The sequence below is a fragment of the Nocardia nova genome, assembly GCF_002933465.1.
Lineage (GTDB): Bacteria > Actinomycetota > Actinomycetes > Mycobacteriales > Mycobacteriaceae > Nocardia > Nocardia nova_B.
Genome location: NZ_PSZE01000022.1, coordinates 84314 through 107184, shown reverse-complemented (window position 1 = coordinate 107184; position 22871 = coordinate 84314). Strand labels below are relative to the sequence as shown.

The 22871-nt window shown below is 67.3% G+C and carries 22 protein-coding genes and 1 pseudogene; 14 read left to right on the top strand and 9 right to left on the bottom strand.

What is annotated here, in order from left to right:
• From C5E41_RS23670 to C5E41_RS34070, 7 genes are all read left to right on the top strand, one after another.
• On the top strand, positions 1–930 hold a 930-nt coding region (locus C5E41_RS23670; protein ID WP_219823234.1), incomplete at its 5' end, for a CPBP family glutamic-type intramembrane protease.
• A gap of 324 nt (positions 931–1254) precedes the next feature.
• Positions 1255–1800, top strand: coding sequence for an excalibur calcium-binding domain-containing protein (locus tag C5E41_RS34535; RefSeq protein WP_258081202.1), 546 nt, complete (start codon positions 1255–1257; stop codon positions 1798–1800).
• A gap of 304 nt (positions 1801–2104) precedes the next feature.
• Positions 2105–2326 carry a hypothetical protein gene (locus C5E41_RS34075; protein ID WP_181063390.1) on the top strand — a complete coding sequence of 74 codons (222 nt, stop codon included), beginning with the start codon at positions 2105–2107 and terminating at the stop codon, positions 2324–2326.
• Between the two features lie 568 nt (positions 2327–2894).
• Positions 2895–4007 (top strand): fatty acid desaturase family protein, encoded by a 1113-nt coding sequence (locus C5E41_RS23650; protein WP_258081201.1) that lies wholly within the window; start codon positions 2895–2897, stop codon positions 4005–4007.
• Positions 4008–4415: 408 nt separating this feature from the next.
• Positions 4416–4859, top strand: coding sequence for a PPOX class F420-dependent oxidoreductase (locus tag C5E41_RS23640; protein WP_104377971.1), 444 nt, complete (start codon positions 4416–4418; stop codon positions 4857–4859).
• Positions 4860–4881: 22 nt separating this feature from the next.
• A complete protein-coding gene (locus C5E41_RS23635; RefSeq protein ID WP_104377951.1) occupies positions 4882–5808 on the top strand; it encodes a haloalkane dehalogenase in 927 nt (308 codons plus the stop codon).
• Between the two features lie 252 nt (positions 5809–6060).
• Positions 6061–6345, top strand: a complete 285-nt coding sequence (locus C5E41_RS34070) for a hypothetical protein (RefSeq protein ID WP_181063393.1) — start codon at positions 6061–6063, stop codon at positions 6343–6345.
• 36 nt (positions 6346–6381) lie between these two features.
• On the opposite strand, the pseudogene C5E41_RS23630 reads toward C5E41_RS34070, so the two are convergent.
• A pseudogene (locus tag C5E41_RS23630) lies at positions 6382–6502 on the bottom strand (VOC family protein); the annotation flags it as partial.
• A gap of 140 nt (positions 6503–6642) precedes the next feature.
• On the opposite strand from C5E41_RS23630, the gene C5E41_RS23625 reads away from it, so the two are divergent.
• A complete protein-coding gene (locus C5E41_RS23625; RefSeq protein ID WP_104377950.1) occupies positions 6643–8007 on the top strand; it encodes a CYTH and CHAD domain-containing protein in 1365 nt (454 codons plus the stop codon).
• Positions 8008–8013: 6 nt separating this feature from the next.
• On the opposite strand, the gene pip is transcribed toward C5E41_RS23625, so the two are convergent.
• From pip to C5E41_RS23610, 3 genes are all read right to left on the bottom strand, one after another.
• A complete protein-coding gene (gene pip / locus C5E41_RS23620) occupies positions 8014–8973 on the bottom strand; it encodes a prolyl aminopeptidase (protein WP_104377949.1) in 960 nt (319 codons plus the stop codon).
• Between the two features lie 42 nt (positions 8974–9015).
• Positions 9016–9354 carry a hypothetical protein gene (locus C5E41_RS23615; RefSeq protein ID WP_104377948.1) on the bottom strand — a complete coding sequence of 113 codons (339 nt, stop codon included), beginning with the start codon at positions 9352–9354 and terminating at the stop codon, positions 9016–9018.
• 85 nt (positions 9355–9439) lie between these two features.
• On the bottom strand, positions 9440–10624 hold the full coding sequence (locus tag C5E41_RS23610) for a citrate synthase (RefSeq protein ID WP_104377947.1): 1185 nt from the start codon (positions 10622–10624) through the stop codon (positions 9440–9442).
• 54 nt (positions 10625–10678) lie between these two features.
• Here C5E41_RS23610 and C5E41_RS23605 point away from each other — a divergent pair, with 54 nt between their 5' ends.
• A complete protein-coding gene (locus C5E41_RS23605; protein ID WP_104377946.1) occupies positions 10679–11767 on the top strand; it encodes a DUF2332 domain-containing protein in 1089 nt (362 codons plus the stop codon).
• 68 nt (positions 11768–11835) lie between these two features.
• Here C5E41_RS23605 and C5E41_RS23600 read toward each other — a convergent pair whose 3' ends face one another.
• Positions 11836–13266 (bottom strand): FAD-dependent oxidoreductase, encoded by a 1431-nt coding sequence (locus C5E41_RS23600; RefSeq protein WP_181063388.1) that lies wholly within the window; start codon positions 13264–13266, stop codon positions 11836–11838.
• A 415-nt stretch (positions 13267–13681) separates the two neighbouring features.
• On the bottom strand, positions 13682–14974 hold the full coding sequence (locus C5E41_RS23595) for a glycosyltransferase (protein ID WP_104377944.1): 1293 nt from the start codon (positions 14972–14974) through the stop codon (positions 13682–13684).
• Between the two features lie 91 nt (positions 14975–15065).
• Between C5E41_RS23595 and C5E41_RS23590 the strand changes: the two genes are divergently transcribed.
• Both C5E41_RS23590 and C5E41_RS23585 read left to right on the top strand, forming a co-directional pair.
• Positions 15066–15704 (top strand): TetR/AcrR family transcriptional regulator, encoded by a 639-nt coding sequence (locus C5E41_RS23590; protein ID WP_104377943.1) that lies wholly within the window; start codon positions 15066–15068, stop codon positions 15702–15704.
• Positions 15705–15861: 157 nt separating this feature from the next.
• Positions 15862–16968: a 4Fe-4S binding protein gene (locus C5E41_RS23585; RefSeq protein WP_146097656.1), complete on the top strand. Its 1107-nt coding sequence runs from the start codon at positions 15862–15864 to the stop codon at positions 16966–16968.
• A 6-nt stretch (positions 16969–16974) separates the two neighbouring features.
• Here the strand turns inward: C5E41_RS23585 and C5E41_RS23580 are convergent, their stop codons facing one another.
• Entirely contained in the window at positions 16975–17601 is a 627-nt protein-coding gene (locus C5E41_RS23580) for a DedA family protein (protein ID WP_104377942.1), read from the bottom strand.
• Positions 17602–17655: 54 nt separating this feature from the next.
• Positions 17656–19395 (bottom strand): hypothetical protein, encoded by a 1740-nt coding sequence (locus C5E41_RS23575; RefSeq protein ID WP_258081200.1) that lies wholly within the window; start codon positions 19393–19395, stop codon positions 17656–17658.
• 279 nt (positions 19396–19674) lie between these two features.
• On the opposite strand from C5E41_RS23575, the gene C5E41_RS23570 reads away from it, so the two are divergent.
• Together C5E41_RS23570 and fmdA are read left to right on the top strand one after the other, a co-directional pair.
• Positions 19675–19950, top strand: a complete 276-nt coding sequence (locus tag C5E41_RS23570) for an FmdB family zinc ribbon protein (RefSeq protein ID WP_104377940.1) — start codon at positions 19675–19677, stop codon at positions 19948–19950.
• Positions 19951–19967: 17 nt separating this feature from the next.
• Complete coding sequence (gene fmdA / locus C5E41_RS23565; RefSeq protein ID WP_104377939.1) at positions 19968–21221, top strand: formamidase; 1254 nt, start codon at positions 19968–19970, stop codon at positions 21219–21221.
• A gap of 27 nt (positions 21222–21248) precedes the next feature.
• On the opposite strand, the gene C5E41_RS23560 is transcribed toward fmdA, so the two are convergent.
• Complete coding sequence (locus C5E41_RS23560) at positions 21249–21713, bottom strand: MarR family winged helix-turn-helix transcriptional regulator (RefSeq protein ID WP_104377938.1); 465 nt, start codon at positions 21711–21713, stop codon at positions 21249–21251.
• Between the two features lie 63 nt (positions 21714–21776).
• On the opposite strand from C5E41_RS23560, the gene C5E41_RS23555 reads away from it, so the two are divergent.
• Positions 21777–22868 carry a substrate-binding domain-containing protein gene (locus C5E41_RS23555; RefSeq protein WP_104377937.1) on the top strand — a complete coding sequence of 364 codons (1092 nt, stop codon included), beginning with the start codon at positions 21777–21779 and terminating at the stop codon, positions 22866–22868.
• Positions 22869–22871 lie beyond the last annotated feature (3 nt).

Below are 22871 nucleotides of genomic sequence, written 5' to 3'. Positions count from 1 at the left end.
CCACCCCTACGACCAGGAACAACAGTGGAAAAGCTGGGCAGACCAGCGGCTACCCCACGCCCGGGAACGGTTGTCTGCACGCCGCAGGCGCGCAGACAAACCCACAGACCCTGTCGGTGGATCGAGGTTCAGTTCTTCGCTCTGGCGTATGCGCTGACGTGGGTGGTGTGGCTGCCCATGCTTCTCGCGCCCGACCGGCTGCAAGTTCTGCACTACGTGGGTAGCCTCGGCCCTCTGGTCGCGGCCTTCGTCATGCGATCGCGCACCGGTGGCGCACCGGCGGTACGGGAGCTGCTGAACCAGATGGGCCGCTGGCGAGTGCCGTTGCGCTGGTGGCTGTTCGCGATCGGGTTCCCGCTGGCCCTGTTCGCCGTGGGTGCGCTGGTGTCGGCGCTGCTCGGCGACCCGGTCGAGTGGTCGCGCTTTCTCGGGTCCAAGGAATACGCCGACGTCGGGATCTGGCTTGTCGCAATCGAGATCGCGTTCTTCGGCTACGGCGAGGAAACGGGGTGGCGCGGCTACGCCATCCCCAGCCTGGAAGATGCCGGCTGGACCTCCTACGGGGCGACCACACTGTTCGCCGTCGCGTGGGCGGGCTGGCATCTGCCGTTGTTCTTCTACCCGCACGGACTGGCGACGATGGGCCTGCTGATGATCCCCGGCTGGCTGATCAGCATCCTGTTCGGCGCTTACCTGACCACCTTCCTGTTCAACAATGCCCGCGCCAGCATCCTGATCGTCGCGGTCTTCCACGGCATGGTCGACATCGTCTCCATCTCCCGCGCCGCCACCCTCATCGCCGTCAACGCGGGGCTCATCGCCGCCGCGGTACTCGTAGCCATCCGCTACTCGCCAACCCTGCGAATCTCCGCTGCCGCGCAATCACCGAGTGCCACCGTCGACGGCCACGACTCACATCCACGCCGGTAGGCCGCGCTGCCGTAGCGTCCGGACATTGCTCCGGCTTCGCACCCGCGCACAGTGACCCGCCCCGGTCGATGAGTCGCTTCTGCGCGACTTCGAGCCTCCGGCCACTCGGCATGCTGCGTACAACGACACGCAGGTGCGTCCACCGGACCTCGGATGGTGACTTTATCTGCGGTTCAAGGACTTACGCCCACTGCCGGGAAACTCGCTTCAGGGCAACGATCGAATCATCGGCCCTTCCAACCCCTTCGGGCGACGCCGCTGAGTTGCCTGCACGGGTTCGGTTGGTACATCTGCCGATCCCGCAGCGGCAGAAAGGAAACGTTCGTGCAAGCAATCGTGTCGATACTGACGATCGTCTGGATCGCGATGGTCGTCATCGCGGGCATCGGACTCATCAGAGGCCACCTCGACTGGGCACGCCTGCACGGCCGGAAGGCGGCAGGCGTCCTGCTCGCCGCTTCGCTGCCGGTTTTGGTCCTGATCGGGTTGCTCGCTCCGAAAGACTCCGGCAAGACCACAACCCCGGCGATATCCCACATTCCGGTCACGACCGAATCCGCAACCGCGACGTCGGCCGCATCCGCATCGACTGCCCCCACTGCCACAACAGCGGTGACTACGACTACGGCCAATGTTCCGTTTCAACCGCCGGCATCGCCCCCGCCGCCATCGACTGTGCCGGCCCCCGCCCCAGCGCCGGCCTTCGTACCTGCGCCCGCGGGGGCCGAGCCGCCCGCCGCTCCACCCTCCGAGGTGTACTACCCCAACTGCGCGGCAGCGCGCGCTGCCGGTGCCGCGCCCATTCTGCGTGGCCAGCCTGGCTACCGACCAGGGCTGGACCGCGACAACGACGGCATCGCCTGCGAGTGAGAAGGGTATCCGAAAGCAATTTCATGACTTCTCAACGCATATCGCCGAGATGAGCGGTTACCCGCCCGCACGACCCGGTTTCACTGCCCTCGCCACGGTGCACGCGGGACTGGGTATCTGCTCCCGGCCCAACTGCCCTGGGCCGGGAGCACCGCCCTGTCGAAGCTGCCGTGAATGATTCGGCTGCCGGCGTGCCCCACGGCGGCACCTGCACGGGCGGCCCGCGTCTCGCGCGTGCCGCCCCGTCAGCGAGCCGGCCGGAAAGACAAGAGATGCATGCTTCGCGCCGCCGGTGTGGATCCCGGTGAATTCGTTGTTTGGCAGTCCGAATCCCGGGAATACGGGCGCAATGGGAACTGCCTGCAAGTATGTGATCGGTCTCGTCGAATCGACGGGGACCGCTCGAGCAGCCGACTTCGACATCGAGGGCATCGTCAGCAATCTGCATGCCTTGGTCGACGACTGGGACTTCAGCATCATCGACCGTCCTCTGTTCTGGGGCATCGTCGCCAGCTACCAACGGTGATACCGGTCTCCTGAGGGCCCCTCGGCCGGGTGACGCTTTCAACACGCAGCGACGCGCCGGACGCTGTGCACATGGGCGAAACATATACGGTCGTACCGCACTTCCGCCGCCACCTCGACGCGCTGCGGGGTTCCTAGCGCCGATCGGGCTATGACTGGTTGTCGGCCAGGTCGGCGGGTGATCGGTGTCCGCAAATGGCCGCACAAGGTGATCGACGACCACGAAGGTGGCGCTGGCACGCTCGCGGGGGGTTCGAGCGGTGGTGGTCGAACTCGTTTACCCAATGCTGTGCCGCCTTCGTGTGTGAGTCGTTGCGCGCGGCGGTAAGTCGACCGGTCGCTCGGTCCGAGGCTTCAGCTGGAATACCTACCTGCGGTGACGCTCGGTATCACCCCACAGTCTGATGCCATGCCATACCTGGGGATGACATGAAACGAGAAGTCGGCCAATAGCTTCGGTGTATCGACACTGTCACCCGCCCCACCGTGCAACGCACCGGACCGATCGACATAGGTCGGGACCGAGAGCGGGCGAGGTGGCATCCGTGCCTCAGCTCCCAGGAAGAACCATGACCACACCAGCATTGGTCCCACTGCCCTCCCCACAATCATCACGGCGCACCGGCGGCGATGGTGATTACGCCCGCCTGTTACGCCGAATCTCCGACGCGGGCTTGATGAATCGGCGTCCCGTCTACTACGCCATCCGGCTCGGCCTCGTCGGGATTGCGTTCGTAGCCGGTTGGGTGGCGCTCGTGCTCGTCGGCGACTCGTGGTGGACCCTTCTGGTCGCGGCGTTCATGGCCGTGACCTTCGCTCAGGTTGCGCTCGTCATGCATGACGTCGCCCACCGTCAGGTGTTCCGGCTCCGTCGCCCGACCGAGATCATGGGCCGAGTCGTCGGTAATGCCGGGATCGGACTGGCGTACGGGTGGTGGCAGGACAAGCACACCCGGCATCACGCCAATCCGAATCATGAGGAGCTGGATCCTGATGTCGCGCCGGACATTCTGGTGTGGTCGCAGCGGCAGGCGCGGGCCAGTCGTGGGTTGCCTCGGCTGATCGGGCGGGCGCAGGCATTCCTGTTCTTCCCGCTGCTGATGTTGGAGGGGCTGAATTTGCATGTGGCCGGGGTGCGTGCGCTCCGGAGCCGGGCGGTCAAGCATCGCGTACTGGAGGGGGCGCTCCTGTTCGGCCACTTCGCTGCCTATCTGAGCGCACTGTTCGCAATTCTGCCCGCCGACAAGGCGTTCGCGTTTCTCGCTGTGCACCAAGCGCTGTTCGGTCTCTACATGGGGTGCATCTTCGCCCCGAATCACAAGGGCATGCCGACCTTCACCGGCGGCGACCGCCCCGACTACTTGCGTCGGCAGGTGCTGACGTCACGCAATGTGCGCGGTGGTGCGCTGACCGATCTCGCCCTCGGTGGGCTCAACTATCAGATCGAGCACCACTTGTTCCCGAGCATGCCGACGCCGAATCTGCGACATGCGCAAGTGATCGTCCGCGATTACTGTGCCGAGATCGGCGTGCCGTATCACGAAACGGGCCTGATCGCCTCGTACCGCGAGGCGCTGCGGCACCTGCACCACGCCGGTGCGCCGCTGCGCGCCGGCGATCCATATATGGGTCAGGATGAACCGACCTCCGGCCGCCGGGCAGCGAGCGTAGGCCGGGTCTGATCCGAGTATCAGCCGACTGTCCGCTCCTCGTGCCAGATCGCGAATACGCGGCGGGTGTCCCGTGGCCGCGGCGCCGGTCGGCGAGCCCGGCAGAAGCTCGGCCCCGGCCGGATAGCCGGCTCGACGGCTCGCCGCATCAAAGGGATCGTGCCGCGTCCGGGATGGTTGACGCCCATCCCGGGTTGATCATCAACCGATGTGCGAGTGGCTGGTTCGTGCAAACCTCGCGAGTTTTGCGATTTCGGGCTGTTGCGTTTGGTTTGCACGAAGAATTCGGCCCCGACGCCGGTCGACACCGCGCGGGGCGAGTTGCAGCCTGACTTCGCGAACTCGGCGCCATTCGCGCTATTCAGCGGGCGCACAATGGGGCGTGCGAGGATCGGAGTACCCAACACCATGGGAGACGTGATGACCACACTGGAACAAGCGGTGGAACTCGGTCGCGCCGAGAAGGGCCTCGCCGTCGTCTCCACCCTCAGAGCCGACCAGAGCATCCAGTCCACACTGGTCAACGTGGGACTGTTGGCTCATCCTTCGACGGGCGAGCCGGTCCTGGGCTTCGTCACGTACGGCAAGGTGAAACTCGCCAATCTCCGCGCCCGCCCCCAGGTGAGCGCGACGTTCCGGCAAGGCTGGGCATGGGCGACAGTGGAGGGGCGCGCTCAGATCGTGGGTCCCGACGATCCGCAGCCGTGGATCGACGCCGAGGGACTGCGACGGCTTCTGCGTGATGTGTTCACGGCCGCCGGCGGTGAGCACGACGCCTGGGACGAATACGACCGCGTGATGGCGGCGGAGCGGCGTGCGGTGGTCCTGGTCGAACCGACTCGGGTGTACAGCAACGGCGGCTAGTTTCGACGAAAGAGATTGGGCCATGCGGATACTGAGAACGCCCGACGAACGCTTCACAGGGCTGCCCGACTTTCCGTTCGAACCGTATTACGTCGAGGTGCCCGCGGGTGACGGGACCACGCTGCGGGTGCACTATCTGGATGAGGGCCCGGCCGACGGCGAGGTCGTGCTGCTGTTGCACGGTGAACCGTCGTGGTCGTACCTGTATCGGCGGATGATCCCGGTGCTGGTGGCGGCCGGGCTGCGCGCGATCGCGATCGACCTCGTCGGCTTCGGCCGCAGCGACAAGCCGGCCGACCGCGCGGACTACACCTATCAAGCACACGTCGACTGGACCTGGGCGGCGATCGAAGCCATCGGCCTCGACCGGATCACCCTCGTATGCCAGGACTGGGGTGGGTTGATCGGGCTGCGCCTGGTCGGTGAACATCCCGATCGTTTCGCGCGCGTGGTCGCCGCGAATACCTTCTTGCCGACCGGTGACCGCCATCCCGGCGACGCGTTCCTCGCATGGCAGCGCTTCAGCCAGGACACACCCGACTTCCGAGCGGGGAAGATCGTCAACGGCGCGTGCCTGACCGACCTCTCTCCCGAGGTGATCGCCGCCTACGACGCGCCCTTCCCCGACGACACCTACAAGCAGGGCGCCCGCCAGTTCCCGCTCCTGGTGCCGACCAGTCCCGAGGATCCTGCCGCCCCCGCGAACCGGGCCGCGTGGGCAGTCCTGGAGACGTTCGAGCGGCCGTTCCTGTGTGCCTTCTCGGACTCGGACCCGATCACGCGCGGCGGGGACAAGGTGCTGCGCTCGAAAATCCCTGGCGCCGCAGCGCAGTCACCGGTGACCATCACTTCGGCCGGGCATTTCCTCCAGGAGGACAAAGGCGAAGAACTCGCTGCAGTCATCGTCGACTTCATCCGCGCGACTCCACCGGACGAGTCACCCGCTTGATGCGGCGGGATCGGTGACCTCACTCTGACGTCGGCGCGGAGCAAGCGGCCGGCGAGAGTCATGCGCCACCAGTCGAACTCTGAGCGTGGGCCATGACGCGCATGATGGGACCGTGGCTGCGCGGCAGGGTCGGCGGCGTGGCTCGAAGAGCTCCGGACGTGGATCCGCCCATCCTGCGTCGCGAAACCAACCGCTGTATATCTGTCTCTGCTTCCATCGACCTTGCAGTGGGTTTCCAGGCAACTCGACTCGGTGTCGCCGATACCGTGGCCGCTGTGGATCGGCGGGTTGTTCCCGGTCTACGTGACTGTTGTGTCGGTGCTGTTCTGGTTCCTGCGTGGGTCGGTGTGGCCGGTGCAATGCGCGACCCTGGGATTCGTATTGGCCTGGGCGGCAACGAGTGCGGGAGTATCCGGGCGCAGCGAAACCTGGCTCAAAGGCGCATGCCTGAAAGCACTGAAATGGTGGGCGGGCATTTTCGTGCCGGTGGGTCTGCTCAATCTCGCCTTCACGGTCATGAACAAATCTCCCGCATAACGCCGGATACTCGGCCCGGCCCATCGTGACGGGGCCGGTGGCGTGGAGCCAGATCGCGGCGCCGATGCCGGGCTGGGCCACGGATGCGAGATCGGTGCCGGGGGTGATGTCGCGGAGTGCGCACGTTCGTCTCGAAGACGACGGCGTGCGGTGGGCCCGGCCTGACCGAGAGTGAGCAGGCGCCCGCGTCGCGGATCCTGGGGAGCATGATCCGTTCCCTGCGCGAGGACAACCAGGGCGAATAGGTCGTTTCGCTGTAACGCGACTGAAATCGCTCATTCGTGGTAGCCGGAACATATGGCCACACACGTGAACGAAAGGGAACGGAAGTACCAGTTGCCGATCACGGGTGGGGTGCCGCTCGATGATGTGCCCGGTATGACTCTGGACCCGCTGACCGACGAGCAGGTGCTCGACGCTGTTTACCATGACACCGCGGATCTGCGGTTGGCGCACAAGGGAATTACGCTTCGGCGCCGGACCGGTGGGGACGATGCGGGGTGGCATCTGAAGTTGCCGCTGGGGGAGGACACCCGTGAGGAAATTCAGGTCCCGCTGGGGCGAGGGGGTAAATCGGCGCCGGAGGAACTGACCGACATGCTGACGGGCATCACCAGGGGGCAACCGCTCGCGCCGGTGGCGCATGTCCGGACGAAACGGCGGAAATGGCGGCTGCTGGACGAGGCGGGCCGAGTCGCGGCCGAGGTCGTCGCGGACAGCGTGTCCGGTCAGACGCTCGGTGAGTCGTCGTCGGTGATGTCGTGGGAGGAGATCGAGGTCGAGTTGGCCGGCGGTGGTCCGGATGTGTTCGACAGCGTCGAGAAGAGATTGGGCAAGCCATCGGATGCGCCGCCGAAGGCGCTGCGCGTCCTCGGTGTCCGTAGCGAGCGGCGTCCGCCCGAGCCGGGCGTGCAGGGCTATATGCGCGAGCAGGCGGACAAGATGCTCGAGCAGGACGTCCTGATCCGGCGCCGCACCCCAGACTCGATACACCAGATGCGGGTGGCCGGACGCCGACTGCGCAGCATCTTGCAGGCGTTCAAAGGCTCGCGAGATCTGCGCAACGAGCTGAAGTGGCTCTCCGGGGTGCTCGGAGACATGCGGGACCTCGAGGTTCTGCACGACCACCTCGTCGCGGAGGTCAGGGCCTTACCGGACGAACTGGTGATCGGCGAGGTACGCCGACGGCTGACCGAGTCCTTCTTCCCGCGCCGGTCGGCGGCCCGTGCCGACGTGCTCGAGGCACTGAACAGCGAACGGTACTTCGCGCTGCTGGACTGCATCGAAACCAGCCACCGACTGCCGCTGAAGCGCACGAAGGCCAAGGCGCTGCGCAAGACGCGCCGCCGTGTCGACCGCGCCTTCGACAACATCGGCCGGCTCGGTACCGATCGCGGCCTGCACGAGGTGCGGAAGGCGGCGAAACGTACCCGCTACGCGGCCGAGGCGACCGGCAAGAAGAAGCTGGCCCGCCGCATGAAGAAGTTGCAGAAATCCCTCGGTGTCCACCAGGACGCGGTCGTTGCCCGCGCCGAAGTACGCACCCTCGGCGTCCAGGCGCACCTGGCGGGGGAGAACGCTTTCACCTACGGCTTGCTGTACGGCAGGGAGGTACAGCGCGCCGAGAAGGTGCGGCAATCGCTGCGGCTCGGAGAGCGATAGGCGAACCTACCCGCCGTCGGGTTGCGCGAAGCGGGCGCTGGCCCGGGCGATCGCGTCGCTCATGGCGGGGCTACCGGTATGGCCGGAGTCGTCGATGACGTGCAGGCGAGCGTCCGGCCAGACCTTCGCGAGTTCCCAGGCGGTTTCGAGCGGCGCGCTGAGGTCGAGGCGGCCGTGGATCAGGTCGCCGGGGATCCCCGTCAACCGCCCGGCCTCGCGGAGCAGCACACCTTCGTCGAGCCACGCCGCGTGCGCGAAGTAGTGCGTGCAGATGCGGACGAAGGTGAGCATCGCGGTGTCCGGCTTCGCGCTGTATTGCCCTGGGCGGCCGAGTGATTCGTGTGCGATCACCGCGTCCTCCCAGCGGCACCACTCGATCGCGGCCTCGCGGCGCACCGCCGGATCCGGGTGTTCCAGGAGTTGCCGGTAGCCCTCGACCAGGTCGCCGTCGCCGGGCAGGCCGGCCCGGAATCGTTCCCATTCGGCGGGCAGCAGCGGTGCGACACCCCGGTACAGCCAATCGATTTCGCGGCGGCGGGTCGTGGTGACGCCGACCAGCACGATTCCTGTGACCCGCTCCGGATACCGCTCGGCGTAGGCGAGGATGAGCGTCGAACCCCAGGAGCCGCCGTACATCAGCCAGCGGTCGATGCCGAGATGGGTGCGCAGCCGCTCCATATCCGCGATCAGGTGCTCGGTGGTGTTCACGGCCATGTCGGTGTCCGGGTCGGCGGCGCTCGGAAGGCTTCGGCCGCACCCGCGCTGATCGAACTGGACGATCCGGAAGATGTTCGGGTCGAACGACTTTCGTGGTCCCGGAGTGCTGCCGCTGCCCGGCCCGCCGTGCACCACGAGCACCGGCCGCCCCGTGGGGTTGCCGCTGGTGCACCAGTACACCTGATTGCCCTGGTCGACCTCGAGCAGGCCGTCGGCGTACGGGTCGATCGGGGGAAAGGAGGTCGGCACGGTTGCCGAGGTTAGCGGAACAGGGGTGACGGCGTCGACGACTCAATCGGGGATCAGGGCATACACCTGCACGAGGAATTCCTGGGTCGCCCCGGAAGGGTCGGCGATGTAGAAACCGCGGCGGGACAACGACTTCCGCTCCAGCGGCATGCGGGTTCTGCCGCCGGAGACGATGTTGGAGAGTACGCGCTGGTCGTAGTTGGCTCGGACGTCGACCATCACACTGAACTTGATCACTTCGGTGCCGGGGCCTGTCCGCCAGAGCAGTTCTTCCGCTTCCGGCGGCACGGTCGCGAACGAGAAGTTGTCACTCGATCGCGCCTTCTGATTGCGCCGAGGCTGTGGATCCGATCGGACCTCGGCGACCAAGACCTCTCGCATCGCTGCCCTCCCTGTATGTCTTGCGCCGCTTCGGGGTGTCATCGAATCTTAGCGGTTACAGCTGTCCGATCCCCGGTTCGTGATGTCATCGGTGTCGCGGGACGGCGCGGGGGCGGATGAGCGTTCCGGATTCGTACTCTTCCATCGCGTGGGCCAGCCATCCCGCCGTTCGCGCGATGGCGAAGATGATTTCGCCCGCGCCGGGAATCATGTCGAACACCGTGGCGAGAACGCCGAGTCCGAAGTCGCTGTTGATCGCGGGCAAGCGCCGGTGCCGTAGCTCCGCCGAAATCGCCTCGGCCACAGGGAGAGCCGGGTGATCCGGTGCGATCGTGCGGATCGCATCCACCAGGTATGTGCCGCGCGCGTCGCCGGATCGGTAGACCGCGTGGCCGGCGCCGGGAATGCGTTCACCGCGGCGCAGACGCTCGTCCAGCGCCTTGGGTACGGCGCCGGGATCGGTGGTCTCGGCGAGCATCCGCTCCACCGCCAGTGAGGCGCCGCCGTGCATCGGACCGCCGAGAACTCCGAGGCCGCAGCCGACCACGGCGTAGGGGTCGGCATGCGCCGAGGCCGCGATCCGGGCCGCGAATGTGGAGGACGCCAGCTCGTGATCGGCCAGCAGAACCATTGCGGCGCCGAGTATGTGCAATCGGCCGTCATCGGCAGGCGCGGTGGCGGACAGCCGTGACCACAGCATCGCGGCAGCGGATCGTCCGACCGGGATGGACAGCTGGGGCAGGGCCTCGATCATGCTGGCGATCATGGCGCGCGCGATGGTGACGACGGTCGCGCGGTCGCGGTGGAAACGCAGGGGTTCGCTGACGGCCAAGGTGGTCACGATGAGTTGCAGCCGGTCGATCGGCAGCAGGCCGTCGGGCAGGCCGGCCTGGGTGGCGCGTGCTGCCGCCACCGCCTCTTCGGAGGATTCCCAGGGGCCGCTGTCGGTGAGGTCGCCGTCCCACAACCATTCGGCGACGGCCTCGAAGGTGTGCGAGGCGGCCAGGCCGACGGCGTCGCGACCGCGAAAATACGGCCGGTCGGCGCCCAGGGTCGTGATGCGGGAGGCGATGTCGATCTCGGTCGGCGCGGGTTTGCGGCGTGGTTTGCCCCGCCGGGCCAGTTTCTCGATCTCGGCCGGATCGAACAGGCTGCGCCGCCGGACCGGGTCGTAGCGGCGTTTCAGCACGCCACGGCTGACGTAGGCGTAGAGGGTCGCGGGCTTCACCCCGAGCCGTTCGGTGGCGTCGGCGGTGTCTATCCACTCCATGGGTTGACCATAATCAATATTGATTACGGTGGGGAAGGGGCGCACAGTTCACTCATGCACCTGGTATCGCAATTCGAGCTGCAGGCCAAGGCGTGCGACAAGCTCGGTTCACCGCTGTACGGCTCCCTGCTGCGCGATATCGCGCGCGATATCGACGATCGAGGACCCTGCGCCGCGGTTCTGGAGGGCTACGAGACCATCGACGTCGATTCCGCGGTGCCGTTGCGCTTGCTGGCCGGCGTGCACGCATTGGTATTGTCCGGCGCCGCAGCCGATCTCGCGCCCTTCTACCCAAGCTCGGGCGCTTCGGTGCGGGCCCACGATCTCGCCGGCGCATGGGCGCCGTTCCGGCAGGTCGTGGCGGAACGGGCCGAGTGGATTCGGGACTGGCTGACTCGTCCGCCGCAGACCAACGAGGTCGGCCGGGCCGTTCCGCTGCTGGCCGGGTTGCTCGCGGCCGTCGATGCGACTCCGCTGCCGATCCGGTTGTTCGAATTGGGCGCCAGCGGCGGACTCAACCTGCGCGCCGACCACTTCCGTTGGGACAGTGGCGATATCGGCTGGGGACAGCAGGATTCACCGGTCACGATCGCGGACGCGTGGCGAGGACCGGTCCCGCAGTGGCTGGCCGAGGCCGTGCGACGCCATCCGCGGCTCACGGTCGTCGAGCGGCGCGGGTGCGATCCGACGCCGCTGGATCCCTTGTCGCCGCGCGACGCACTCGCGTTGCGCGCATATGTCTGGCCGGATCAGCAGGCTCGTGCGGCCCGCCTCGACGGGGCGTTGCGACTGGCGGAGAAGATTCCCGTGGAGATTGCCGTGACCGGCGCCCGCGACTTCCTCGCCGGCATCGAAGTGGAGCCCGGCGCGCTGACCGTCGTCTGGCATTCGGTGATGCGCCAATACGTGCGCAAGGACGAATGGCAGGCGGTGACCGCCGAGCTGAACCGGCTGGCCGCGGCCTCGCGTGCCGACGCCGGATTCGCCTGGGTCGCTTTCGAACCCCAGAACAACTCCGACGACCGCAACGGGTTCCGGCTCACCGTCCGGATCGGTGCGAACGAGCCGGTGATACTCGCCCGTGCGATGCCGCACGGCGTTCCGGCGTTCACCTATCCGCTCGACGAGCCCGGCAACACTTAGCCGTCTGCCCGCTTCCCGGCTGCACCCCTCCGGCAGCCGGGCCAGCGGAAACCTCTGACGCCAGTATCTCAGTCCACGAACGGGTTTCGCACGGAATGGTTGGCGTGGATCACGTCCGCCGGATCCCAGCGATCCTTTGCCGCGACCAGCCGAGGCAGGTCGGCGCCGAACAGGTGTTTCGGCGCCGTTGCGCTTTCGGTGAAACTGCTGATGTCACGGTCGAAACGCACGGGGGCGACGGCGGCCGTCAGTGCGCGGAAGCCGCTCGTGGCCGCTTCGGCCGCATCCGGGGTGGGGACTACGGCGACAGCGAACAACAGTGCTGTGGATCCGAGGGTGGGGCTCGCCTCGGTGCGGTCGAGGGCGCCGCCGAGGTGGCGCAGTTCGACCGAGGTCAGGGTGTCGGCGGGGCCTTCGGTGACGGCGGTGACGACGGCGTCCACCACGTCTGCGGGCAGTGTGCGGAGGAGCGCGCTGCAGCCGAGGGCCGGGACGGGAGTCGGCGGATCCATATGCAGTCCGGCGAGCGCCGACGGCGCGACCACGTCGAAAGTGTCGATGAGAGGCGATAATTCACGCAGCGGCGCGAGCAGATCGTGTGCCGTCGCCGCGTCGGCTTGCACCACGGCCTCGATGATCGCGAAAGTTCGCCCTGCGAACATCGGTGGCACCTCGGGTGCATCGGGGAAGCGGAGGACGCGTGCCACCGACGTCACCGTCTCCGGTGCGGTCGCGGTCCATGTCGTCCAAGCGTGGAAGATGTCGCGGGTCGATTCGACCGGCCAGAACAAGGCGCCGGCGACCACATCACCGATGGCGTGCAGGCGCAGCGTGAGGGCGGTGATCACGGCGATATCGGCGCCGGCGAGGACGGAATCGAACAGGTCGTCGCCTGCTCGGACGCGGCGGATCACGCCGTCGGCGGTGACGAGTTCGAGCTCGAGCACCGAGGCTCGGGAGGGTCCGTGCGAGCGGGCGAACCAGCCCAGGCCGCCGCCCAGCACGAGACCGACCACGCCGACGTCGGCGGAGAAACCGCCGATCGGCACGAGTCCGGCAGCTGCCGCGGCAGCCGTGAGGTCGGCGCAGCGAGCCCCGGCGTCGACATGCGCGATGCGTGCGTCGGCGTCGATCTCGACCCGGTCGAGTGCGCCGGTGCGCAACAGGATCGTGCGTGCGAGGTCGCCCAGCGGGGTGGCGTTGTGGCCGATGGACTGCGGTGCGACGCGCAGTCCGAGTGCGGCGGCGGCGCGGACGGTGAGTGCCACATCGTCGGTGGTCGCGGCGGTCACCACGGCGATCGGTCGTTGATCGGCCAGCAGTTGCCATGCGGCGCGGGCCTCATCCCAGTCGGCGTCACTGGGGCGAATGAGGGCGCCGGTCAGTGCCGTCGCGAGATCGTCGAGGCCGCGAAAGATGGTCGGCAACTCATCGTTTCGATCGCCGACAACGCCGGGTCTGCTGTTCGCGTGGCGGAGGGTTTCGTGCGGAAGGGTCATGGTTTCTCCTTGTCGCGTGGGCTGTTGCGGCCCGATACGGGTGCGACGGATCGTCCGATCTGCGGGAAGTGCAGGTCGGATGAAGCGAAAAATGATGTGTTCGAACAGAATTGGCCTTGTGAGGCAATGCGAGATACACGGTGCCATCGCGATGATCGGTTCGTCACGCTCGCCGGAACTCCGGAAGCGGGAGAACAGGATCGGAAAAGCTTGGGCCAGCAGCAGTTGCGGCCGTGTGAACCGTTTGCGATACACAGCCCGGATACCTGGGCGTCGAGCGACCGGATCCGGCTTCGGAGGCTGAGTGCACCGGCCGCACACCGACTCCTGGCTACCAGGTCCGCGCCGCCGCGGTCGCCATGGCCCGCGAACTCGAGCGCCGCCACTCCGACCTGGTCACCGAGGTTCGGTAGCTCTATGCCCGAGTGGCGGTTCGCACTGCCTCGGTGATGATCTCGTGCACGGCCCCGGGACCGGGGGATCGGCGGATCGCGTCGCCGATTGCCTCGGCACGCAGGCGATAACGCTCGTCGGTCAGCACGGTGCGGACCGCGCCGGCGACCTTGTCCGGTGCAGGGTTGTCGGTGCGCAGGTCGATGCCGACTCCGGACCATGCCACCCGCGCGCTGACCTCGGTCTTGTCCTCGGTGCGGCCCGCGACCACGATCGGCACTCCGTGTTCGAGCGCATAGTGCACGCCGCCGTAGCCCCCGTTGGTGACGAAGACGTCGGTATGTGGCAGCAATCGGTCGTAGGGAAGGAACTCCGCGACACGCACATTGGCGGGCAGGTCGTCCGGCAGCGTGTCGACCGGCCGCCCGCCGGTGCTGACGACGACGATGACGTCGTCACCGGCGAGTGCGCGCAGCGTGGGCTCGATCAGAGTCCATTCACCGGTAGCGACCGTGCCCTGTGTCACGTGCACGACGCGGCGGCCCGCGAGATCGTCCCACCACTCCGGCACCGGGATCGCCGACGGCCGCGACCGGGCCACCGGCCCGACGAAATGCACGGTGTCGGGCAGGCCGCGACGCGAATACTCGAATTCGGAGACGGTGAACTGCACGATGTGGTCGGCTCCGGCCGGCCAGTCGAGGAAGAACCGCGGTAGTGCGCGCCCGGTCTCCGCCCGCGCGATCTCGTTCGCGAAGCGCTGCACAGGAGCGAACACGACCCTCTCGGCGCCGAGGGTGAGTACCGCGTTGCGCAGACGTCCCAGCGGTCCGCGCATCGGTGTGATCCCGAGACCGAACGGTGCGACATCCGGATGCTTCAGCGCGAGGGGCAGAATCCCGAGGTTGACCAACAGTGGTCGTTGCGCGCGTGGAATACCGCTGAGGACCGCGGCGGCGGCGAACATCGACTCGGCCAGAACGGCATCCGTGGACTCGGCGGCGATGGCCTCCCGGACTGCTCGCAGCTGGGCGGGTACCGGGCGGAGGAAGATTTCGATCATGTCGTATCGAATCCCCGCGGGGCCCGACAGCCCGCGACGGCCGGGGAAGGCGGCATCGATATCGCGGTCGTCGTAGTCGGCCTCCGGCGGAAGTGGCAGGAAATCGGCGCCGGTGGCGAGGACGTCGTCGCGGAAGCGGGTACCGGTGAGGAACCGCACGCGGTCGCCCGCGGTGACGAGCGCCTCCGCGATGGACAGCAGGGGCACGACGTGGCTGCGCACGGGTGTGGCGGCCAGGAGAACGGAGGTCATGGGCAGGTCTTCCGACGTGTGAAGCGAAGTAAGATTGGTGACACCGAGAAAGTATTCACTACCTTGCAAGGGTAGTCAATTAGGAATTGAGATGAGTGACAAGACCGCCACCCGGACCTATCGATCCACCCTGCGCAGTGAACAGGCCGCGGCGACCCGCCGGCGCGTGCTCGACGCCGCGGCGACCTGCTTCGTGGAGCGCGGCTACAGCGGCACGTCGCTGTCCGATATCGGCTCGCGCGCCGGAGTCTCGACCGAAACCGTGAAGGCCAACGGCCCCAAGCGCAATCTGCTGCTGGGTGCCTTCGAGCAGGCGTTCGCGGGCGAGGAGGGGGAGGCGCCGGTCTCCGACAGCGATGCCGCGGTCGAGGTCAACGCCATCGCCGACCACGACGCCTTCCTGCGGGCGGCCGCGAGGTTCGTTGCCGCGGCCAACGCTCGCACCAGCGTGCTGTGGACGGAGTTCCTGAGCGCCGCCAACGCCGATGCCGCCGTCGCCGAGGCGCTGGCCGGACTGCTGACGCGCCGCAAACAGGACTACCGCGCGGTGGTCGGCATGTTGCTCGAACGCGGAATCGCCCGGGACGAGGTCGATCCCGAGACCGCGGCCGACGAACTGTCCTTCCTCTGGTCGCCCGAAAGTCATCAGCAGCTCGTCCTGCAGGGCGGATGGAGTATGCAACGCTACGAAGAGTGGCTCGTCGCCGCGGTCCGGCGTCAACTGGGCTGAGAGCCGAAAGCCGTTGCTCTGCAGTGATCTTCGACGTCTCCGCCCCGGTTGCGATTCGGTAACGTCTGCGGCCGAAGCGGATATCGGCGATGAATTCCGGTCATCGGATTCGTCTCTCTCTTCGAGGCCATATGTCTCGTGGAGATAGGAGGGCGCGATGTCGTCGACTGACCGGGAGCCGACCGAGGCGGGGCGCTACGCGGAGCATCCGACCGTGAAACACCTTGCCGCACAGGCGAGAAAGGCGCCGGATCCGGTGCTGAGCGCCGCGCGGCTGCGGGAGATCTGCCTCGCCGCCGGAGCCGACGATGTGGGCTTCGTGTCCGTCGACGACCCGAGGGTGTCGGAGGAGCGCGAGCCCGCGCGCGGCATCCTGCCCTCGGCCCGTACCTTCGTGGCCTTCTGTATCCGGATGAACCGCGACAATCTGCGCAGTCCGATGCGCAGCCTCGCCAACGCCGAGTTCAACCATGCCGACGATGAGACGAACGTGGTGTCGCGGCGCATCACCCGAGCCCTCGAGGAGGCCGGATACCGCGCGGTCTATCCGGCGCCCGGATATCCGATGGAGGTCGAACAGTTTCCGGGGCGGGTCTGGGTGCTCGCGCACAAGGTGGTGGCCGAGGCGGCGGGCTTGGGAGTCATGGGAATTCACCGCAACGTCATTCATCCGAAGTTCGGTAATTTCATTCTGCTCGGCACCGTGGTGACCGACGCGGTGGTCGACGAGCCGAGTGCGGCGCTGGAATTCAATCCGTGCCTCGAATGTAAGTTGTGCGTCTCCGCGTGCCCGGTCGGCGCGATCACCAACGACGGTGGTTTCGATTTCCAGGCCTGCTACACCCACAACTATCGCGAGTTCATGGGCGGCTTCACCGACTGGGCCGAAACCGTCGCCGACAGCGCCGACCGCGACGACTACCGCGAGCGGGTGACCAGGGGTGAATCGTTCTCGATGTGGCAGAGCCTGTCGTTCAAACCCAACTACAAGGCCGGCTACTGCATGGCCGTATGCCCGGCCGGCGAAGACGTGATCGGCGCCTTCCTCGACGACCGGAAAACGCATCTCGACGAGGTGGTGCGCCCGTTGCAGAACAAAGCGGAAACCGTCTACGTATTGCCGGGATCCGCGGCCGAAGAACACGTCACGCGCAGGTTCCCCAACAAGACGCCGAAGCCGGTCGGCAACGGGTTCGGCGACGAGGTCAACGATCTGCTCGATCAGATCGGGCCGCGCCCGCGCCGGGGCGCTACGCCGCAGTGACCTCGGCTACGAGCGTTTGCGCAGTTGCCCGAGCAGCGGCAACAGCGACACCACGACGATGACCGCGACCGCGGGCAGCAGATACTTGTCGACGTTCGGCACCGACGCCCCGAGCCAGTAACCCAGCAGGACCAAACTCTGCGACCACATGATCGCGCCGACGATCTGCCACAGCGTGAACGTGCGCGTGGGCACGTCGAGCACCCCGGCCACCGGGCTGATGACCGTCCGGACCATCGGCACGAAGCGGCCGATCACGATCGCCCGGCGCGCGCCGTACCGGTCGAGCCAGCGTTCGCCGCGGGCCACGACGGTGTGCAATCGGGAGTTCGATGTGCGGTGCAGGACGGCTCGCCCGCCGTGCTTGCCGAAGGCGTACCCGGCCTGCGCGCCGGCGATCGAACCTACTGCGGCGCAGAGCAGTACCTGCCACAGGATGAGGTGGGGACCGGAATGGGTCCCGCCCGCGCACAGCATGCCGGCGGGGAAGATCAAGGTGTCGCCCGGAAGGAAGAACCCCACCACCAGCAGCCCCGACTCGGCGAAGGTTCCGGCCAGTACGGCCAGCGCCCCGAAGTTCGCCAGCAGCGAGGACCCACTCGTCGGGTTGAGTGCGGTCCACGTGCCGGTCACGGGACAACCGTAGCGGTTTGCCGGATTCGGGGCCGGAAACAGGCGTCCGCCACTCTAGGAAGCGTTCCCCTCCCGCCTGCGCTCGACCGTCTGACCTGGTCGTAGCACCGTTCCGCAGTCACCGGTCTGCTGGTAGTCGGACAACAGGTGCGGAAGGACCTCGCTCGAGTACCGGCGCAGTTGCCCGAGTTGCTTATCGCCGCGCACCACGTCCTTGCGGACCCAGTCCTCGTCCGGACTGGAGAGGTTCTGAGACTGCTGAATCCGGTAGTAGTCGCGGTCCATACGCGGATCGACGGTCAGTCCGTTCCGCATCCAGACCCCGTGGGTGTGGACGAACGTCGGCTTCAGATTCTCGAATACGTAGTCGGCCAACCCGATGTCGGCCTCGCCCGCGTAGATGTCCGCGATCTGCGCATCGGCGAGTCCCGCCATATCGATCAGCCGCAGTCGAGAGGTCAGCGCGCTTCCTCCCATGTCGGGGGCGAGCAACGTGCCCTGCCGCAGGTCGAGGATGTCGGCGTAGCCGTTGAAGTATCGACCGAAGCGAAAGGCTATCCAGCACAATGGGATATCCGAATCGGCACGGTACGACTCGGCGGCGTCCGCCAGGGCGACACCGGAGGGGATCATGGCGGCCACCAGCGTCAGCGCGACGAGGGTCCGGCCCCGGGTGCGCAGCCGAGCCAGAACCTCGGTCGCCGAGAGCACGACGACGAGCGCGGCGAGCGCCCACACCGGAGTGGCGAACCGGAACTGCCCCATCCAATCCGGTTGCAGCACGCAGTAGCCGGTTATCGCCAGCGTCAGCGGAACCAGCAGGGCGACAAGGCCGTTACGGATTCTGCTGGGGCCGGCCAGGGCGAGCCCGACCACACCGACGGCCGCGACCACCGCGGGCGCGCCCGCGTACTGCACCAGGTCGCCTGCCCTGGTGAGGTCGTGCGCGGTCGGCATCGCCTGATTCTTGGCGACCGCCGTATTCGCGACGAACCGGCCGAACTCGCTGACCCGCCACACCAGGTATGCCCCGAACGGAATCGCGAACGCAGCACCGGAGTACAGCACATGACGAAGTGCGATAGGCCAGGTGGCACGGCGAACCAGGATCACCGAGACCAGCGGGTACGCCGCGAGGTAGATCAGGCCGTCGGGCCGGGTCAGCGCAGCGAACGCCGCTATCGCACCGGCCGTCACGGCCACCGCGGGTGTCCACAACCGCTCGTCCAGCACCGCCAGGAACAGGTGGACGGCCAGAGCGCATGCCGCCAGCGCGAACAGCGAGTTCTCCAGGCCGGAAAAGCACCAGATCACGAACGACGGAATCGCGGCGAGCACGGCGCCGGTGACGAATGTCACCACCGCGGGCCATCGCGACACCCGCCGCGCGGCGACGTAGCAGCAGAGGAGGATCCCGGCGCAGCACAGTGCCGCGATCGCCTTGGGATAGAAGACGAAGTCCGGGATGCCGAACAGGGCGCCGGAGTCGAACAAGCCGCACCATTTGCCCAGCACCAGCACCGCGAGCCAGGTGGGATCGGAGAATCCCTCGACGGGTTGCGCGCCGGGTTGCAGTACCGGGCCCGCACCCTCGGCGACACTGCGCGCGTAGGCGAACGTGATTCCGGCGTCGTCGACCAGCCAGATGCCGTACCGCGTCGCCTGCCATACCAGTAACAGCACGCCGCTCGTCACCGCGGCCGCCGCGCCCCACCATGATCGCCCGCGACGCTGCCGCGGGTTCTCCCGCTGCCCACCGGAGGTTTCCGGCCGCGCTGTTACTACCTCAACCATTCACCAGAACCCATACTCGAAAGATTCGCCAAGGGGCGCAACAGCTTTTGCGCCCCTCGCGAGTCCATCTACAGACGTCGGTCGATCTTGAATCCGGGTGTGGACAGCTGTCAATCCGGCGAGACCGGCCAGGGGTGGGGAGGGGCGCGTGCCGGGTGCTCGCCATTGCGCGCCGTCATCGAAACGAGAAGTTCACGCACGACCAATGAACCGGTAACACCCGGAACCGTAGATTCTGTCCAGAAAATATTTCATCTGAAAGCAATGGGAGGTGGGTCCATGCCGCTGTATCAGTTCAGCTGTCGCGGATGCGGGCTGTTCGACCGGTCCTACCGCATGGCCGAGGTGCCCGCGAGCGTGGCGTGCCCGCGGTGTGCGCAGACGGCGGTGCGGCGCCCCGGGGGTGGGTTCGTGCGGCGTTCGGCCGCCGTCCGGATGCTCGACGCGACCGCGCGCACCGCATCCGAGCCGGCCGTCGTCGGCGCCGTACCGCAGCGCCGGACTTCTCGCCCGACGACCGCCGACCCCCGCCATCGTCGCCTGCCGCGTCCCTGATCGAAAGCAGAACCGCCATGCCCGAGCTGATCTTTCCCCTCGACTCCAGCAAGAAGTTCACCGAACAAACGCTGGTCGGCCACAACCGGTGGCACCCCGACATCCCGGCGGTCGCGACCGTCAAGCCGGGCGACGAATTCCGCGTCCACGTCCGCGAATGGTTCGACGGCGCCATCGTCAACGACGACTCCGCCGCCGACATCCTCGACGCCCCGCTCAGTACCGTGCACTGCCTGTCCGGTCCGTTCGCGATCGAGGGGGCACAGCCGGGCGACCTGCTGATCGTCGACATCCTCGACATCGGGCCCATTCCGCAGGAGGACTCCGGGCCGCTGGCCGGGCAGGGCTGGGGATACACCGGGATCTTCGCCACCGACAACGGCGGCGGCTTTCTCACCGAGCAGTTTCCCGATGCCTACAAGGCGATCTGGGATTTCAGCGGCCACACGGCCACCTCCCGGCACATCCCGGGCGTCAGCTTCACCGGCATTCAGCATCCCGGCCTGATGGGCACCGCGCCGTCGGCGGCATTGCTCTCGTCGTGGAATGCTCGCGAGGCCGCGCTGATCGCCACCGACCCCGCGCGGGTGCCGCCCCTGGCGCTGCCGCCGCTGCCGCGCGATGCCGTGCTCGGTTCGCTGACCGGCGCCGACTTCGACCGGGTCGCCGCCGAGGCCGCGCGCACCGCCCCGCCGCGCGAGAACGGCGGTAACCAGGACATCAAGAATTTCACCCGGGGCAGCCGGGTGTTCTATCCGGTGTTCGTCGAGGGCGCGAACCTGTCGGTGGGCGACCTGCACTTCTCCCAGGGCGACGGTGAGATCACCTTCTGCGGGGCGATCGAGATGGGCGGCTACATCGATCTGCGGGTGGACCTGATCAAAGACGGGATGAGCCGTTACGGCGTCACCGAGAACGCGATCTTCCTGCCCGGCAACGAGGGACCGGTCTATTCGGAATACCTGGCCTTCTCCGGCACGTCGGTGACGCTCGACGGTGAGCAGCGGTATCTGGATTCGCAATTGGCGTTCCAGCGTGCCTGTCTGCACGCGATCGACTATCTCAGCTCGTTCGGCTACAGCCGCGAGCAGGCGTATCTGATCCTCGGGGCCGCGCCGATCGAAGGCCGGTTCTCCGGAGTGGTCGACATCCCGAATGCCTGTGCGACGGTGTACATCCCGACCGCGATCTTCGATTTCCCGGTCACCCCCACGGCGTCCGGGCCGGTCGCCGTCGACCCCGGCCCCGGCGTGCCGCATGCCGCACGCTGACGGCCGGTGAACGACAGGCGGGGTCGGTCAACCGGTGGGCCGGGACGCGCCGATCGCCGCGTCGGGGTGCTCGGCCCGCAGGAATTCGAGTACTGTCGTGAGCTCGCCGATCAGCTGTGGCCGGGCGCCGGGGATCGTCTCGAGGGCGGTGCCCTCGAGGCTCCGCCGCATCTTCTGATAGGCGAGAGTCCCACGGCGCGTGCGGGATACGAGCACGCGGCGGCGATCGAGCGGATCCACCTTGCGTTGCACCAGATTGTCCGACACCATCGCGTCGATCAGCCGGGTGAGGCTGGCGCCGGTCAGCGGGGTGAGTTCGGACAGCTCCGACATCGACAGGCCGGACCCGCCGTACAGCGCCGCCAGCACGTGCCAGCGGGCGACGGTCGGCTCACCGAGCCGCGCCGTGATCGCCTCGTCGAGCTGCTGTGATGCGCGTCGTAACAGGCGCGCGAATTCTTCCAGTGCGTCCCCTGCGCTGCTACCGTCCATTGGGGACGAGTATACAGCGCCGTATGGGTAATTTTCAGATGAAAATATACGGTGGTGGTTGCGATGCCGTACGGGCAATCGGCACGTGCTCGCCGGCCGACCGTGGATATCGCCCTCGTGGTGCCACTCAGTGGTCCGGCGGGCATGTTCGGGCCGTCGTGTGAAGCGTGCGCCGCCCTCGCCGCCGCCGATCTCGATGCCGCGGGCGGGATTCTGGACCGGCCGGTGCGGCTGCATGCCGTCGACGCCGGTGCTCCGCTGCCGGTGCTGGCCGCTCGCGTGCGGCGCTTGGTGAGTTCCGGTGCGGTCGACGCGGTGGTCGGCTGGCATCTGTCGGATGCCCGGCGCGCGATCACCCCGCATACGGCGGGACGGGTTCCCTATATCTACACGACGTTCTATGAGGGTGGGGAGGATGCGGCCGGGGTGTACATGGTCGGGGAGACGCCCGATCGGCAGTTGTTCCCCGCACTGCGATGGCTGCGCGCCGAATCTGGCATCCGGCGCTGGTGCATCGTCGGCAACGACTACGTCTGGCCGCGCGAGACCGCCCGTGTGACAAAGGATTTCGCGTCTCTACTCGGAATCGAGGTGGTCGGTTCGGCATTCGTGCCACTCGGTGGGCGGGAGTTTCGTGGTGTTCTCGACACGATCCGGACCTCGTCCGCGGAGGGGGTGCTCATGCTGATGGTCGGCGCCGACGCCGCGGCGTTCAATCGCGCCTACGGCCGTGCCGGCCTGGATCGCGACCGCATCCGGCTCGCCATGATGATCGGCGAGGATGTGCTGTATGCCAGCGGTGCGGCAGGTACGCGCGGCCTGTTCACGGCGTGCGGATATCTCGAGGGTGTCGCGTCGGCGCCGTCGATGGAGTTCGGCGCCCGATATGAGCGGCTGTTCGGTGCGGAGGCGCCGACGTTGAACAACATCGGCGAATCCTGTTACGAGGGAATGCTTCTGCTGGCCGCGCTGGCCGAACGGGCGGGCAGCCTCGCGGTGGGTGCCATCGAGCGTGCCGCCGCCCGGGTCAGCTATCAGGGCCCGCGCGGCGAGGTACGGGTTCGTGGTGCGCACACGACGCAGCCGGTGTATCTCGCCGACGTGGATGCGCTCGACTTCGGGCTGCTGGCGGACCTGACACCGCGAGGCTGGTAGTCC